The 13,380-nt window shown below is 61.2% G+C and carries 20 protein-coding genes; all 20 read left to right on the top strand.

What is annotated here, in order from left to right; all coding sequences use genetic code 11:
- Positions 1 to 113: 113 nt before the first annotated feature.
- The gene (locus J5X93_RS15120) at positions 114 to 320 is read left to right on the top strand and encodes a hypothetical protein (RefSeq protein ID WP_250033670.1); all 207 of its coding nucleotides are present in this window, start codon (positions 114 to 116) and stop codon (positions 318 to 320) included.
- Between the two features lie 114 nt (positions 321 to 434).
- The gene (locus J5X93_RS15115) at positions 435 to 758 is read left to right on the top strand and encodes a phage holin, lambda family (RefSeq protein ID WP_010952643.1); all 324 of its coding nucleotides are present in this window, start codon (positions 435 to 437) and stop codon (positions 756 to 758) included.
- A gap of 60 nt (positions 759 to 818) precedes the next feature.
- Complete coding sequence (locus J5X93_RS15110; protein ID WP_250033669.1) at positions 819 to 1,001, top strand: hypothetical protein; 183 nt, start codon at positions 819 to 821, stop codon at positions 999 to 1,001.
- Entirely contained in the window at positions 992 to 1,360 is a 369-nt protein-coding gene (locus J5X93_RS15105) for an HNH endonuclease (protein ID WP_250033667.1), read from the top strand. Before J5X93_RS15110 ends, J5X93_RS15105 begins: the two co-directional genes overlap by 10 nt.
- Before the next feature lie 136 nt (positions 1,361 to 1,496).
- Positions 1,497 to 1,973, top strand: coding sequence for a phage terminase small subunit P27 family (locus J5X93_RS15100; RefSeq protein WP_043206542.1), 477 nt, complete (start codon positions 1,497 to 1,499; stop codon positions 1,971 to 1,973).
- Between the two features lie 3 nt (positions 1,974 to 1,976).
- Complete coding sequence (locus J5X93_RS15095; RefSeq protein ID WP_250342643.1) at positions 1,977 to 3,704, top strand: terminase large subunit; 1,728 nt, start codon at positions 1,977 to 1,979, stop codon at positions 3,702 to 3,704.
- 11 nt (positions 3,705 to 3,715) lie between these two features.
- Positions 3,716 to 3,880, top strand: a complete 165-nt coding sequence (locus tag J5X93_RS15090) for a hypothetical protein (RefSeq protein ID WP_178113773.1) — start codon at positions 3,716 to 3,718, stop codon at positions 3,878 to 3,880.
- Positions 3,873 to 5,207 carry a phage portal protein gene (locus J5X93_RS15085; RefSeq protein WP_250033663.1) on the top strand — a complete coding sequence of 445 codons (1,335 nt, stop codon included), beginning with the start codon at positions 3,873 to 3,875 and terminating at the stop codon, positions 5,205 to 5,207. The genes J5X93_RS15090 and J5X93_RS15085 overlap by 8 nt, the downstream gene beginning before the upstream one ends.
- Positions 5,204 to 5,950, top strand: a complete 747-nt coding sequence (locus tag J5X93_RS15080) for an HK97 family phage prohead protease (protein WP_250342642.1) — start codon at positions 5,204 to 5,206, stop codon at positions 5,948 to 5,950. The genes J5X93_RS15085 and J5X93_RS15080 overlap by 4 nt, the downstream gene beginning before the upstream one ends.
- A 9-nt stretch (positions 5,951 to 5,959) precedes the next feature.
- Positions 5,960 to 7,216 carry a phage major capsid protein gene (locus J5X93_RS15075; protein ID WP_250033659.1) on the top strand — a complete coding sequence of 419 codons (1,257 nt, stop codon included), beginning with the start codon at positions 5,960 to 5,962 and terminating at the stop codon, positions 7,214 to 7,216.
- 41 nt (positions 7,217 to 7,257) lie between these two features.
- Positions 7,258 to 7,482, top strand: a complete 225-nt coding sequence (locus tag J5X93_RS15070; protein WP_129932377.1) for a hypothetical protein — start codon at positions 7,258 to 7,260, stop codon at positions 7,480 to 7,482.
- A 3-nt stretch (positions 7,483 to 7,485) separates the two neighbouring features.
- Positions 7,486 to 7,962: a head-tail connector protein gene (locus J5X93_RS15065; protein WP_043206537.1), complete on the top strand. Its 477-nt coding sequence runs from the start codon at positions 7,486 to 7,488 to the stop codon at positions 7,960 to 7,962.
- Positions 7,962 to 8,303, top strand: a complete 342-nt coding sequence (locus tag J5X93_RS15060) for a phage head closure protein (protein ID WP_043206536.1) — start codon at positions 7,962 to 7,964, stop codon at positions 8,301 to 8,303. Before J5X93_RS15065 ends, J5X93_RS15060 begins: the two co-directional genes overlap by 1 nt.
- Complete coding sequence (locus tag J5X93_RS15055) at positions 8,296 to 8,790, top strand: HK97-gp10 family putative phage morphogenesis protein (RefSeq protein ID WP_250033657.1); 495 nt, start codon at positions 8,296 to 8,298, stop codon at positions 8,788 to 8,790. Before J5X93_RS15060 ends, J5X93_RS15055 begins: the two co-directional genes overlap by 8 nt.
- Positions 8,787 to 9,155 (top strand): DUF3168 domain-containing protein, encoded by a 369-nt coding sequence (locus tag J5X93_RS15050; RefSeq protein WP_250033654.1) that lies wholly within the window; start codon positions 8,787 to 8,789, stop codon positions 9,153 to 9,155. Before J5X93_RS15055 ends, J5X93_RS15050 begins: the two co-directional genes overlap by 4 nt.
- A 52-nt stretch (positions 9,156 to 9,207) precedes the next feature.
- On the top strand, positions 9,208 to 9,699 hold the full coding sequence (locus J5X93_RS15045) for a phage tail tube protein (protein ID WP_250033651.1): 492 nt from the start codon (positions 9,208 to 9,210) through the stop codon (positions 9,697 to 9,699).
- Positions 9,700 to 9,707: 8 nt separating this feature from the next.
- Positions 9,708 to 10,175, top strand: coding sequence for a phage tail assembly chaperone family protein, TAC (locus J5X93_RS15040; protein ID WP_250033647.1), 468 nt, complete (start codon positions 9,708 to 9,710; stop codon positions 10,173 to 10,175).
- Positions 10,151 to 10,396, top strand: coding sequence for a phage tail assembly protein T (locus J5X93_RS28590; RefSeq protein ID WP_502942740.1), 246 nt, complete (start codon positions 10,151 to 10,153; stop codon positions 10,394 to 10,396). The genes J5X93_RS15040 and J5X93_RS28590 overlap by 25 nt, the downstream gene beginning before the upstream one ends.
- Before the next feature lie 66 nt (positions 10,397 to 10,462).
- Positions 10,463 to 10,816: a superinfection immunity protein gene (locus tag J5X93_RS15035; RefSeq protein WP_250033642.1), complete on the top strand. Its 354-nt coding sequence runs from the start codon at positions 10,463 to 10,465 to the stop codon at positions 10,814 to 10,816.
- A 53-nt stretch (positions 10,817 to 10,869) separates the two neighbouring features.
- The gene (locus J5X93_RS15030) at positions 10,870 to 13,380 is read left to right on the top strand and encodes a phage tail tape measure protein (RefSeq protein WP_250033638.1); all 2,511 of its coding nucleotides are present in this window, start codon (positions 10,870 to 10,872) and stop codon (positions 13,378 to 13,380) included.

Genomic DNA, 13,380 nt, shown 5'->3' with positions numbered 1-13,380 from the left:
GCGTGCTGAGGAGTGATCGCAAAAGCCCGGCCAATGTGTCGGGTTTTTTGTTGACTAAGATTCACCGCCCCTATATATAGCGGTCGCCCAGTTAGCCAATTTGAGGTGGGATAGTGACCGACTTTATTGATGACGAGCGCGAGCACGAGCACGAGCCTGAGCGCGAGTACGATGGCGACTTCGCGATAGAAGACGATGACGAAGAGCAGGGCGACCCGTTTTATGAGTCTCCGTACGATGATGACGAGGAAGAAGACGAGTACGAGAAAGACAACAGGGAAGGGTGGGAACACAACATTGAAAAATGGAACGATCTCTGACCTGATCCATTGATTTTTTGAAAGCCCGGCTATTGAGCTGGGCTTTTCCGTTTCTGAGCCCTGGCAAATGCCGGGGCTTTTTCATTTCCGCTCCCCGCAACGGGAGGAATCGAGATGCCAAACATGCCCGAGAAGGATCCTGGCCTGTGGGCCGCTGTGCTCACCTGGGTGCTGGCCCATCAGCCTCAGCTGTATGCCGCTGGCTTGTCAGTCGCGATCGCCGTCCTCCGGGTGGTGTATGGCGGCGGCACGCGCCGGCAGATGTTCTTGGAGGGCGCGCTGTGCGGCCTCATCACCCTGGCCCTGGTGCCGCTGCTCGAATGGATGGGCTTGCCGCAGGGCATGGCCACATTCGCCGGCGGCATGGTCGGCTTCATGGGCGTGGAGAAGCTTCGCGGCTACTCCGACCTGTTCCTGTCTCGTAAGGCTCAGGGCTGATGAGCTGCACTGGGTGCGCCGCCCGGCGCGAATGGATCAACAAGTGGATGAAGGTGGCCCGTGAACGAGCAAGCAATCTCTTTGCTCCAGCAGATCCTGGACCAGCAGCAGAAGCAGACCAGTCTGCTCGAACAGATCGCGACCAAGAACCTAGCACTGATCGAGGCGTTGGCTGACGATACGGCTATCGACTCTGACGAACTTCCTCGCACGCACTATCTGGACGGTTCGCCATGCCGCTGAGACCACAACGACCATGTCGGGCACAGGGCTGCCGATCGCTGCACCGCAATGCCAATGGCTACTGCGATGGCCATGCCGACCTGGCTGCCGAGCAGGCCAAGGCTTGGGCAACCCGCAAGGGATCAGGCCGTGGTGGTCGTCCATGGCGGCGCAAGCGTGAACGAATCCTGAAGCGAGACCAGTACCTCTGTCGGTGTGACGACTGTGTCCAGCTTGGCCGCATCCGAGAGGCGCATGAGGTGGACCACATCGTGGCCCTGGCCCACGGCGGTACGGACGATGACGACAACCTTCGGGCGATCAACCGCGACTGCCACAAGGCGAAGACGCAGCGGGAGTCGAAAACGATCAAAAAATGATCGAAATCGGCGCAAATGAGACGAAATATCGTTTCCGGGGAGGGGGAGGGTCAAAAGTTCAGGCCCTTTCGCTCGGACACCGCGCCCTCAGTCGTTTTTTTACACCCGCGAAATATAAAGTTTAGTGGAGGCGCCGATGCCAGGGGTTGCCGGGCGCTCCGGCCGTCGCCCAAAACCCACGGCCCAGAAGGCGCTGGCCGGTAATCCCGGCAAGCGCAAGCTCAACATGGACGAGCCTGACTTTGCTCTGGTGACCAATGTCGACCCGCCCGAATGGCTGTGCGAACACGCCACTCGGGTTTGGGAAATGCTGGTGCCGGAATTGCTGCGAGCCAAGGTTCTGGCTCTGACCGATATGCATAATGTCGAGGCGTTCTGCACTGCGTACGGTAACTGGCGGCTTGCTCAAGACTCTGTCCGGGAACATGGCGTCGTAGTCGCGGGAGCCACAGGCGGGCCGGTGAAAAACCCGGCGCTCACCGCCGCCAACGAGGCCATGCGCCAGATGGTCACTTTCGGCTCGATGCTTGGGCTCGATCCCGCGAGCCGCACGCGCATCATCGGCGGCAACAAGCAGAAGACAACGAACCCATTCGCAGGCTTGCTCGAGTGACCAATGGCCAGGACCAAGTACACCAACGTCGACAAGGCGATGGCGTGGGCAAGGTCCGTCCTGAAAGGCAAGTTCCCGGCCTGCCGCTATATACACCAGGCGATCGAGCGGCACTTTGACGACGTAGCGGCCAGCCGCTCCAAGAGCTACCCATACAAGTTCGACCCGGCCAAGGCCGAGAAGAAGCTGCGCCTGATGCAGCTGCTGCCCCACACTAAGGGCGAATGGGCGTTCAAGCGGCAGTTGATCACGCTTGAGCCATGGCAGCTCTTCGGCCTGGCCTGCACTTTCGGCTGGATCCGGAAGAAGGGCGGGTACCGGCGTTTCCGCGAAAGCTACTGGGAAGTGCCGCGCAAGAACGGCAAATCAGTGATTGCCGCCGGCGTCGGCATCAGCATGTTCACCGCCGACAACGAATTTGGCGCCGAGGTGTACTCCGGTGCGACCACCGAGAAGCAGGCATGGGAGGTATTCCGTCCTGCAAGGCTGATGGTCAGCCGTTCGCCCATGTTGATCGAGGCGGCGGGCATCGAGGTCAACGCCTCGAACTTGAACATCCCGTCCAACGGCAGCCGCTTCGAGCCGCTGATTGGTAACCCGGGTGATGGTGCTTCGCCGTCCTGCGCGATCATCGACGAATACCATGAGCACGACAGCGCGGCGCAGTACGACACGATGCTTACCGGCATGGGCGCACGCCGCCAGCCGCTGATGTTCATCATTACCACCGCCGGAGCGAACATCGAGGGGCCTTGTTACGACAAGAGGCGCCAGGTCGTCGAGATGCTCAATGGCACCGTCCCAGACGACGAACTGTTCGGCTACATCTGGACCCTTGACGAGGGTGATGACTGGACTGATCCGAAGAACCTGGCCAAGGCGAACCCCTGCATGGGCGTGTCCGTGTTTCAGGAGTACCTGGAGAGCCAGCTGGCGAGGGCGATCCGCTCGGCGCGTTTTACCAACACGTTCAAGACCAAGCATCTGAACCTGTGGGTGAGTGCCAAATCCGGCTTCTTCAATATGGAGAGCTGGAAGGCCTGCGAGGACAAGACGCTCACCCTTGAACAGTTCGAGGGCCAAGAATGGGTTGCCGGCTTCGACCTGGCGCGCAAGCTGGACATGAACTCTAGGGCCAGACTGTTCTGGCGTGAAGTCGATGGGAAAATCCACTACTACAGCGTCGGACCTGCGTTCTGGGTGCCGGATGATACGGCCAACGACGTAGACAACAAGCGCATGTCCGAGCGCTTCCAGGCCTGGGTCAACACTGGCCACCTAGTCGCAACGCCCGGCGCCGAGGTCGATTACCGCGAGATCCTCGAGGACACCAAGGAAGCCAACAAGTTAGCACCGATCAGGGAGAGCCCAATCGACCCGCACGGCGCCACTGGTCTAAGTCATGACCTAGACGACCAGGGTTTCAACCCCATCACCATCACCCAGAACTACACCAACATGTCCGACGGCATGAAGGAGCTGGAGGCAGCCATCGAGGCGGGCCGCTTCCACCACGACGGTAATCCGATCATGACTTGGTGTATCGGGAATGTGATCGGAAAGCACCTACCCGGCAACGACGACGTGGTGCGACCAATCAAGCAGGGTGAAGACAACAAGATCGACGGCGCCGTGGCACTGATCATGGCTGTTGGATCGGTGCTGCGCCTGGCTGCCGAAGGCTCTGGCGGCTTCGACAACTTCTTCGCCAACCCTATCGTGGTTGGCTAACGGGACAACCTATGAAAACTGGCCTGATCATCTTTCTGGTGCTTGCCGCCGGCGGCTTGCTGCTGGGCGTTGCTGGCGTATATGTACTTGCCGGCCTGGGTTACGCGCTGTTGGCCGCTGCCGGTGCGCTTCTGGCTTCCGCAGGCTTCATTCGCAAGGGGCTGATCGGTGGCTAAATCTCTCTCTCAGGTTCTTGGCCAGGCGCTGGTCAAGTCCGCCGAGCCGGGCTTTGCCTCCAGTCTGGCGGGATGGGCAGGGCGCAAGATTGGCCTCGGCGACGCGGCGTTCTGGAACACCTACTACGGTACCGATTCGGCCTCTGGCAAGGTGGTCAGCCAGCAAACGGCCCTCCAGCTTTCCACGGTCTGGGCATGCGTTAGGTTGATCGCCGAGACCATCGCCACGCTGCCGATCGCCTTGTACGAGAACCAGAACGGCGCTCCGGTGGTGGCAGCCTCTCACCCGGTCAACTTCGTGATCAGCCAGCAGCCCAACGCCGACCAGACCCCGGTCGAGTTCTGGGAGAACGTCATGGCGAGCCTGTTGCTCCAGGGGAACTCATTCTGCGAGCCGCACATGAGCGGTCGGACGCTGACGAGTCTGGAGTTTCTGCTGCCACAGAACATGTCGCCACCGCGGCGCCTGGCGGACGGCTCCATCGAGTACCGCTACACGGACAACTTCGGCAAGCCTCACACGCTGACCGAGGATCAGATGGTGCACGTGCGAGCCTTCGGCGTTGACCCGCTTTGCGGCCTGTCGCCGCTGGCCTATGGGCGGCAGGTGCTGGGCTCGGCCATGGCGGCTGATGAGTCGGCGGCCAAGATGTTCGCCAACGGCATGAAGCTGGGCGGCGTGCTGTCCACCGACCAGATCCTCAAGCCGGAACAGCGCAAGGACATCCGCGAGGACATGATCAAGCAGTTCTCCGGCGCGACGAATCACGGCAAGACGATGGTTCTAGAAGCGGGCATGAAGTACCAGCAGGTCTCCATGACGCCAGAAGACGCCCAAATGCTGCAGACCAGGGCGTTCAACGTCGAGGAGATTTGCCGCTGGTTCCGGGTGCCGCCGTGGATGGTCGGGCACACGCAGAACTCCACCAGCTGGGGCACAGGCATGGAGCAGCAGATGATCGGCTTCCTGTCGTTCACCCTGCTTCCCTGGATCAAGCGCATCGAGATGTGCGCCAACCGACGCCTGTTGCGTCCTGATGAGCGCCGCCGCTTCTACGTGAAGTTCAATCCGGAAGGGCTGCTGCGCATGGATAGCGCGGCGCGGGCGGCCTTCTACAGCTCGATGACGCAGAACGGGATCTACACGCGGGACGACTGCCGCCGCAAAGAAAACCTGCCTCCGCAGGGCGGGAACGCCGCGAAGCTCACTGTGCAATCCAACATGCTGCCGATCGACAAGCTGGGTGAAGACCCCGGCGGCGCCAATCAGGCCAAGGCGGCGCTGCTCGACTGGCTCAACGACCAGCCAAGAGGTAAATCCGAATGAAATCCGCCCCCACCAGCTGGTGGTCTGGGTCCGGCGTAAAGGCGGGCCACAAGGACCGAGCAGCAGCGGTCAAATACCGCTCTTTCGACTATGACGTGAAGGCTGTCGGTGACGACGGCCTTTTTTCTGGCTACGGCTCGGTGTTCGGCGTGGTCGACAGCTACAACGAGGTTGTCGCACCAGGTGCATTTTTGGAGTCGATTGCCGAGGCCAAGGCAAAGAACCGCACCTTCCCCGTGCTCTGGCAACACCGAACCGGCGAGCCGATTGGCAGTTGGAGCATCGACAGCCTGAAGGAAGACGACCGAGGTCTGTTCGGCGAGGGTGAGCTCTGGCTGGCTGACGCACCCTACGCCCGCATTGCCCACCGAGGTATGCAAACCCGGTCCATCACCGGCTTGTCCATCGGCTACTACGTGCGTGAGTCGAGCTTCGACGAGAAGACGCGAATCCGGACGTTGACGAAGCTGGACTTGATCGAGATCTCCATCGTCACCGTGCCCGCCAATGACGAGGCGCGCACCGACACCATCAAGTCGAAGTTGGCCCACGGCGGACTGCCTTCGATGCCCGAATTTGAGTTGCTCCTGCGTGAGGCAGGCTTCTCGAAAACCCAGTCTGCGGTGATTGCCAATCGTGGGCTGCAGCATTTGCTCCGGAGCGAGTCCGCGGGCGACCTGGCAGAACTTGAAATCGTCGAGGCGTTGAAATCGCGCCCGGCACTGTCTCTCCCATCGTTTTGAGGATTCACCATGCATAACGCCATGAGCAACCAGGCTCGCGCCGAGTACCGCCAGTTCCAGCGCAAGGAGCATGCCGACGACAAGATCCAGCTGAAGGCGGTCAATGACCTGCTCGACCAGCGCGATCAGGAGATCAAGGTATTCGCCACCAAGGCGGCCGAAGAGATCAAGGAGCACGGCACCATTCTGGCCGAGACCAAGACCATCCTCGATGGTCTGGTGAAGGACGGCTTGGGCCTGCAGGATCGCCTGCAGGAAATCGAGCAGAAGATGGCCCGCCGTTTCTCTGCCAACGACCCTGTCGACTTCAAGTCGGCTGGCGAGGAGCTGACCGAATGCGACGACTTCAAGTCGCTGCAAACTCGCGGTCGCGGCATCGTTCGAGTGGGCCGGAAGGCCGTCACCAACATCACCAGCGCTACCACCGGCACCGGTGGCGTCGGCGCGGCTATCCAGCCGACCCGTGTGCCCGGCATCGTGGTTGGGCCGGAGCGTGAGTTCACCATTCGCGACCTGATCATGCCAGGCCGCACCGGCTCGAACGCGGTCGAGTTCGTGCAGGAAACCGGCTTCCAGAACATGGCCGCGCCCCAGGCGGGTGAGGGTGCCGCGAAAGCCCAGTCTGATCTGTCCTTCGGCCTGAAGACCACCAACGTCATCACCATTGCCCACTGGTTCCGCGCTTCCAAGCAGGTGCTGTCGGACATTCCGCTCCTTCAGAGCTACATCAACGGCCGCGCGATCTACGGCCTGAAGTACAAGGAAGAAGAGCAGCTGCTCGCTGGCGACGGTACCGGCCAGAACCTGCTGGGCTTGATTCCTCAGGCTACCGCCTTCAACAACGCTCTGCGCAAGGCGGGCGACACCAAGATCGACACCCTGCGCCGCGCCATTCTGCAGGTTCGCATTGCCGAGTACCGTGCTTCGGCCATCGCTCTGAACCCGGTTGACTGGGCCGACATCGAGCTGACCAAAGACGCCAACGGCTCCTACATCTGGGTGAACGTCCAGGAAGGCGGCGTACAGCGCCTGTGGAAGTTGCCTGTGGTGGACAGCAACGCTGTGCCGGAAGGTGAGTTCCTGGTAGGCGCGATGAACATCGCCGCCCAGGTGTTCGACCGCGAAGAGGCGGCCGTTGAGGTCTCGACCGAAGACGGCGACAACTTCCGCACCAACATGGTCACCATCCGTGCTGAGGAGCGTCTGGCGCTGGCGGTGTACCGCCCCGAGTCGTTCGTCCACGGCGAGTTCGAAGTCACCCCGTAATCAGCCCAGGAGCACGCCCGGGAAACCGGGCGTGACTGCACATGCCAGACGTCAAAGTGAAAACCATCAAGGGCTTCAACAACGGCGGCGCGTACGTCAAGCGCAACCAAGAGATCACCGTCGACGAGCTACGTGCTCGCGATTTGCTGCGTAATGGCCTGATCGAGGATTACGACGTGAAGAAAGCCCAGGAACCCGAGAACAAGAAGGCGCCGGAGCCGGCCAACAAAGGCGGCAAGGGAGCGGCCACCAAGCCCAAGGAGTGATCCATGTCCGTGATCGCCATCGACCTTGCCATGCATCATCTGCTGGCCGAACCTGAAGATCAGGTACTGGTCCAGGCTCAGCTGGACGCGGCGGAAGAGGCGGCGATGCAGTTCCTCAACCGCCGCTTCTACCTAGACCAGGTGACGCTCGACGGCGCCCGCGCCGGTGTGTCGGCCTCCTTGCAGCAAGCCAAGGAGGCGAACTCTGCGGCGGTCGCTGCCGCTGAGGCAGAGCAGGACTACACACTGCGCTGCCGACTGCTCGACCATGCCCGCCAGGCTCTGGCTGATGCGTATGACCAGGCCGACGCCATCGCCTACGGCATGGTGCTCAACCCCTCCATACAGGCGGCTTGCCTGTTGAAGCTTGGGCACCTGTTCGCCAACCGCGAGGAGGTGGTCACCGGTACCATCGCCACTGAGCTGCCGCTGGCCTCCCAGCACCTGCTGATGCCCTATCGCATCAGGATGGGTGTGTGATGCAGGCCGGCAAGCTCCGGCACCGCATCGACCTTCAGGAGCTGGTACAGGTGCGTGACCCGGCAACCCTGGAGTTCGGCGAACCGGAATGGGTGACCCGCTGGGAGAAATGTCCGGCACGTGTTGAGCCGTTGTCAGCGCGGGATCTCGTCGCGGCTCAGGCAGCTCAGTCCGAGGCGACCGCCCGTATGGTGATCCGCTACCGACCAGGCGTGCTGCCCACCATGCGCATCATCTACCGCGGCGAGGTGTACAGCATTGAAGGCCCACCCCTGGAGGACGACAAGTCCGGCCTGGAATACCTGACGCTTCTGGTGTCGAAGGGGGTAAAGGATGGCTGATGGCGTCGAGTTCAGCATCACCGGCCTGGAAAGCCTGCTGGGGAAGTTGGGCGCCGTCAGCTACGACGTTCGCCGCAAGGGTGGCCGGGCCGCACTGCGCAAAGCTTCCCAGGTGGTGGTGCAGAAGGCCAAGGAGGGCGCCGAGCGGATCGACGACAAGGAAACCGGTCGCTCTATCGCCGACAACATCGCCCTGCGCTGGAATGGCCGCCTGTTCAAGCAGACCGGTGACCTGGGCTTCCGCATCGGCGTGCTGCACGGCGCGGTGCTGGCCAAGAAGGGGGAAGCGGTCGACCTCTCGACCAATGCGCCGACCCCTCACTGGCGCCTGATTGAGTTCGGCACCGAGAAGATGGCCGCAGTCCCGTTCATGCGTCCGGCCCTGGCCAACAGCATCGCGGAGGTGACCAACACCTTCGTCTCCGAATATGAAAAGTCGATCGATCGCGCCATCCGGCGCGCTGCGAAGAAGGCTGCATCCTCATGACACCACCGATTGTTCAGGCCTGTTTGGCTTCTCCAGCGGTTACCGCTTTGCTGGGGGCTGGCGCGGATATGCGGCTCTATTCCTTTGGCGAGGCGCCGGATGCCGTGGCCAAGCCCTATGCCGTGTGGCAACTCGTCAACGGAACGCCGGAGAATTTCCTCGCCGGACGCCCTGATGTCGACGGCTTCACGCTGCAGATCGACGTGTACGGCACCACCGGCACCTCTGTGCGCCAAGTGCGCGATGCCGTCCGTGATGCCATCGAGCTGCGCGCCAATGTCACCCGCTGGGGCGGCGAAGGCCGTGACCCAACCACCAAGAACTACCGAACCAGCTTCGACGTGGACTGGATAGTCCGCCGTTGAGCCAACCAGGCCCGCCTCAAGCGGGCTTTTCTTTGCCCGACAGGAGACCACCATGTCGATTTTGACCCAAGGCACCCAGGTCTACGCCCTGGTAAAGCCCGTTACTGGCACCGGTCCGCTTACCGTTCTGGAAGTGGAGTGCGCCACCGCCTTCAACCCTGGCGGCTCTCCCAAAGAGCAGATCGAGGACACCTGCCTCAGTTCGAAGGAGCGTACCTACAAGCCCGGCCTGCGCACCCCGGGACAGGCTTCCCTGACCATCAATGCCGACCCTAACAATGCGAGCCACATCCGCTTGCATCAGCTGTCCGAAGAGGATGGCGATACCACTATCAAGTGGGCCGTGGGCTGGTCCGACGGCACTGAAGCGCCGACCTTAAACACCGCAGGAGATGACTTCGAGCTTCCGGAGACCCGGACCTGGTTCGTCTTCGAAGGCTACGTCGCCGACTTCCCGTTCGACTTCGCCGCCAACTCCGTGGTCAGCACCGCGGTCTCCATCCAGCGTTCGGGCGGCTCCGCCTGGATCAAGAAATCTGCCTGAGGTAGTCAATGAAGCTCAACATCGACAGCCTGCGCCAAGCGGGCGCCTTCACCGGTCGCCCAGTTGAGAAGGAGATCAGCTGGCGCCAAGGCGACGACACCCTGACGGCGACGGTGTTCGTTCGCCCGCTGGGCTACCAGAGTGCTGTCAGTGACGTGCTCGCCGCTGGCGGCAAGCAGGACAGCATTGCCGGCCGCATCGCTGCTGCCATTTGCGATGAGGAAGGCAACCCGGTATTCACCGCTCTGGATATAACCCATGGCCCGCTTGATCCCGCCGAACTGGCGAAGGACCGCGACAGCACCAAGCGCCTGGGCGCCCTGGACGGCAATCTCACCGTTGCCCTGCTCACGGCTATCCATGAGGTGAACAACCTGGGAAAGACGCCGAACTCAGCGAGCTCGACGAACTCTGGCACGAGCTCGTCCTCGCCGGCGTCGGCGGGCGCACGATCGCGCAAGCCCAGGAAGCCCTGAGTCTGCGCGAATTTCACTCTTGGGTGAAGTACAGGAATCGCCGTGGTTCTCTCCACGTAGGTATGCGTGTGGAGCGGGCAGCGGGGCTCCTCGCGTCGATCCTGGCCAACCAAGGGCGCAACGTCAAGCTGAGGCCGGAGCCTTTCACCCCGGCCGATTTCTGCCCTCATGACGATCGCCAGGCGACAAGCCTTGAGCAGGCCATGGAGGACTGGTCCTGACAATGGCTATTTGGTACGAGGCTGCCGGATGTTAGATTGCTCAATTTGCATGGAAGGCGACTAGCCATGGCAGCTGATGTGAACACCTACATGGGAATCGGCACGGCGGTAACCGCGGCACTGTTCTATTTTCCTCCGACGATAGTTGCGTGGATCAGGCAGCATCCGAACCGCGTTTCGATTTTCCTGCTCAACCTGCTGCTTGGATGGACGGTGATTGGGTGGTTCGTTGCCCTTATATGGTCGGCGTCTGCAATTCGGCGATACCCCCTACCTGACAACGTCAAAGCGACGGAGCAGTCAGCGGCGGACAACGATAGCTATCGGCGACTGGAGCAGCTGGCCGACCTGAAAGAGCGCGGCCATCTAACCCAAGAAGAATTCGATGAGGAAAAGCAGAGAGTTCTAAAGGGTAGGTAGTCATACAAGCAACGAGCCCGCTTTCGCGGGCTTTTTTTCGCCTGGAGGAAAGCATGGCGAGCCGTTCTCTTGGCACATTGACTCTCGACTTGATCGCGAGGATTGGCGGCTTTACCGGCCCTATGGACAAGGCCGGTCGCGAAACTCAGAAGCAGATGGCGGAAATCCGAAAGCATGCCGAGCGCCTGGGTGCGGCTGTGGGTGCATCTTTCGCTGCTATCCCCGCTGTCGTGGCCGGCCTGGTCACCAGCTCGGCGGCAGCCGCCAAAGAGATATCAAATCTGTCCGCACTCGCTGGTCTCAGTACAACTGAGTTCCAGAGATACGCCGCCGCTGCAGCTTCGGTTGGCGTTCAGCAGGACAAGCTTTCGGACATTTTCAAGGATACCAACGACAAAGTCGGAGACTTTCTTGCCACTGGCGGGGGTGAGCTGAAGAACTTCTTCGAGACGGTGGCGCCGAAGGTTGGCGTTACTGCGGAGCAGTTCCGTAAGCTGAATAGCGCGGATGCGCTACAGCTGTACGTCAGCAGTCTACAAAAAGCGAACGTCAGTCAGGCGCAGATGACCTTCTTCATGGAGGCGATTGCTGACGAGGCTACGGCTTTGGTTCCGCTCTTGGCCGATGGGGGGAAAAAATTCAAGGAACTTGGTGATGCCGCGCAGTCTGCCGGCATGGTCATGGACGAGCAGACGATCGGCGCCGCTCAACAGTTCAGCACTGAGCTGACTGTTATTAGCCAATACGCCAGCTCGGCTAAGACCGCTCTGGCTGCTGAGTTCATGCCTGTGTTGGCACAGCTGGCAAAAGATCTGGCTGACACGTCCAGAGAGGCTGGCGGACTGAGGAATGTGGTGCATGAGTTCGCCGAAGACTTAATCGAGGTCACGGCAATCACTGCGAGCGTTGCCGATGGCACAAGCCGAGCTTTCACGATCGTCGCCGGGACAATCGCCAGTGGGTTTGCCACGACGATGGCGTATCTGCAAAGCATTGGTGCAACAGCCAATACATTGCTTGGCGCCGTCACGTTTGGCGATATGTCGAAGGATTTCAAGGAAAACGCGGCGAAGCTGACATCTGACGCAATTGACAACTCCCGAACTGCGGGCCTGATCGCCGCAGAACTGGCTGATGAGTTCAAGAAACCGTGGTCTGGCGACGTAATCCGTGAGTATGTGAAGGAGGCGCGGAAGGCGGCATTCGACCTGCCAAAGATCGTGCCGACCGGCAATGGAAATGCTGGAATTCTCGGTCAAACCGATGCACAGAAGGCCGCTGCCAAGGCGGCCGAGGCCGCAGCCAAGAAGCTGCAGCAGCAGTTCGAGTCGGCTGAAGAGGGCTATGAACGACAAATTGCTCTCATCAACACGGAAGTCGACAAACGCCAGGATGCCACCGAGGCGGCCAAGCTGCAGTTCGAAGTCGAATCAGGAAAGCTCAAAGGCCTGAGCACTCAGCAGCAAACCCGCTTGAAGGACCTGGCCGCCGAGCTGGACAAGCTGAAACAGCTGAAGGTAGCCAACGAGGAGAATGCGAAGGCTGCCTCCTACGCAGCCACTTTGGCGGCGGCCAATGCTACAGCCAAATCCGGCCTCGACATGGAATTTGTTGGCGCCGGCATGGGCAGTCAAACCCGCGAGCGACTGCAAGGCATTCTGGAGATCCGCCAGGAGTTCGACCAGAAGTTCGCCGACCTGCAGGCCCAGCGTAACGCCGGCGACATCAGCGAAAGCCTGTTCAAGCGCGAGGCTGAACTACTGCAGTCGTCGCTGAGCGAGCGGCTGTCCATGCAGATGGACTACTACGACCAGCTCGACGAGGCCCAGACCAACTGGTTGGATGGCTCCAAGGACGCCTGGCAGGACTATGCCGACCATGCGCGGGACCTGTCGTCGCAGATGTATGACGTCACCAGCAATGCCCTGGGTAGCCTGGAGGATGAGCTGGTCAGCTTCGTGAAAACCGGGGAGTTCAACTTCAGCAGTTTCGTCGAGGGTATCGCCGATGACCTGCTGCACATGCTCGTCAAGGTCGGCCTGCAGATGCTGGTCAACGCTGCGATTGGAGACAGCGCCGCGGCCTCGTCGGCTGCGCTGGCTGCTGCAACCGGTACCGCAATGGCCGCCGCCTATGCACCTGCGGCTGCCATGGCGTCTTTGGCATCGTTTGGTGCCAACGCCGCGCCGGCCTCCGCTGCGATCACCAGCACCACTGGCCTGGCCAGCAGCCTGGCCCTGGTGGGTATGGCTCACGACGGTATCGACAGCGTGCCGCGCGAAGGCACCTGGTTGCTGCAGAAGGGCGAGCGCGTCACCACTGCCGGAACCAGCGCCAAGTTGGACCGGACACTGAGCGACATCCAGGCCCAAGGCGGGAGCAGGAGCCTTCCCGGCAATCTGCCGCCCATTCAGCAGCATTTTCAGATCCAGGGTAGTGCCGACGATGCAACGCTGGCGCGGATCAGGGAGGCGGCCAGCCAGGGCGCCCAGGCTGGCTATCAGATGGTGCTGAAGGACTTCAAGAACAACGGCCCAGCCCGGCAGATGCTGCGTAAGGGCTGA

This window comes from Pseudomonas sp. BYT-1 (genome assembly GCF_023611805.1).
GTDB classification, from domain to species: domain Bacteria; phylum Pseudomonadota; class Gammaproteobacteria; order Pseudomonadales; family Pseudomonadaceae; genus Aquipseudomonas; species Aquipseudomonas guariconensis.
Note: the sequence above shows the minus strand (reverse complement) of the source record. Positions and strands in the feature narration are given on the sequence as shown.

What these genes read in the sequence shown, in the direction of transcription:
- J5X93_RS15115 (WP_010952643.1), top strand. Translation starts at nt 435, where the DNA reads ATGCCAAACATGCCCGAGAAGGATCCTGGCCTGTGGGCCGCTGTGCTC.
- J5X93_RS15105 (WP_250033667.1), top strand. Translation starts at nt 992, where the DNA reads ATGCCGCTGAGACCACAACGACCATGTCGGGCACAGGGCTGCCGATCG.
- J5X93_RS15100 (WP_043206542.1), top strand. Translation starts at nt 1,497, where the DNA reads ATGCCAGGGGTTGCCGGGCGCTCCGGCCGTCGCCCAAAACCCACGGCC.
- J5X93_RS15095 (WP_250342643.1), top strand. Translation starts at nt 1,977, where the DNA reads ATGGCCAGGACCAAGTACACCAACGTCGACAAGGCGATGGCGTGGGCA.
- J5X93_RS15090 (WP_178113773.1), top strand. Translation starts at nt 3,716, where the DNA reads ATGAAAACTGGCCTGATCATCTTTCTGGTGCTTGCCGCCGGCGGCTTG.
- J5X93_RS15080 (WP_250342642.1), top strand. Translation starts at nt 5,204, where the DNA reads ATGAAATCCGCCCCCACCAGCTGGTGGTCTGGGTCCGGCGTAAAGGCG.
- J5X93_RS15075 (WP_250033659.1), top strand. Translation starts at nt 5,960, where the DNA reads ATGCATAACGCCATGAGCAACCAGGCTCGCGCCGAGTACCGCCAGTTC.
- J5X93_RS15070 (WP_129932377.1), top strand. Translation starts at nt 7,258, where the DNA reads ATGCCAGACGTCAAAGTGAAAACCATCAAGGGCTTCAACAACGGCGGC.
- J5X93_RS15065 (WP_043206537.1), top strand. Translation starts at nt 7,486, where the DNA reads ATGTCCGTGATCGCCATCGACCTTGCCATGCATCATCTGCTGGCCGAA.
- J5X93_RS15060 (WP_043206536.1), top strand. Translation starts at nt 7,962, where the DNA reads ATGCAGGCCGGCAAGCTCCGGCACCGCATCGACCTTCAGGAGCTGGTA.
- J5X93_RS15055 (WP_250033657.1), top strand. Translation starts at nt 8,296, where the DNA reads ATGGCTGATGGCGTCGAGTTCAGCATCACCGGCCTGGAAAGCCTGCTG.
- J5X93_RS15050 (WP_250033654.1), top strand. Translation starts at nt 8,787, where the DNA reads ATGACACCACCGATTGTTCAGGCCTGTTTGGCTTCTCCAGCGGTTACC.
- J5X93_RS15045 (WP_250033651.1), top strand. Translation starts at nt 9,208, where the DNA reads ATGTCGATTTTGACCCAAGGCACCCAGGTCTACGCCCTGGTAAAGCCC.
- J5X93_RS15040 (WP_250033647.1), top strand. Translation starts at nt 9,708, where the DNA reads ATGAAGCTCAACATCGACAGCCTGCGCCAAGCGGGCGCCTTCACCGGT.
- J5X93_RS15035 (WP_250033642.1), top strand. Translation starts at nt 10,463, where the DNA reads ATGGCAGCTGATGTGAACACCTACATGGGAATCGGCACGGCGGTAACC.
- J5X93_RS15030 (WP_250033638.1), top strand. Translation starts at nt 10,870, where the DNA reads ATGGCGAGCCGTTCTCTTGGCACATTGACTCTCGACTTGATCGCGAGG.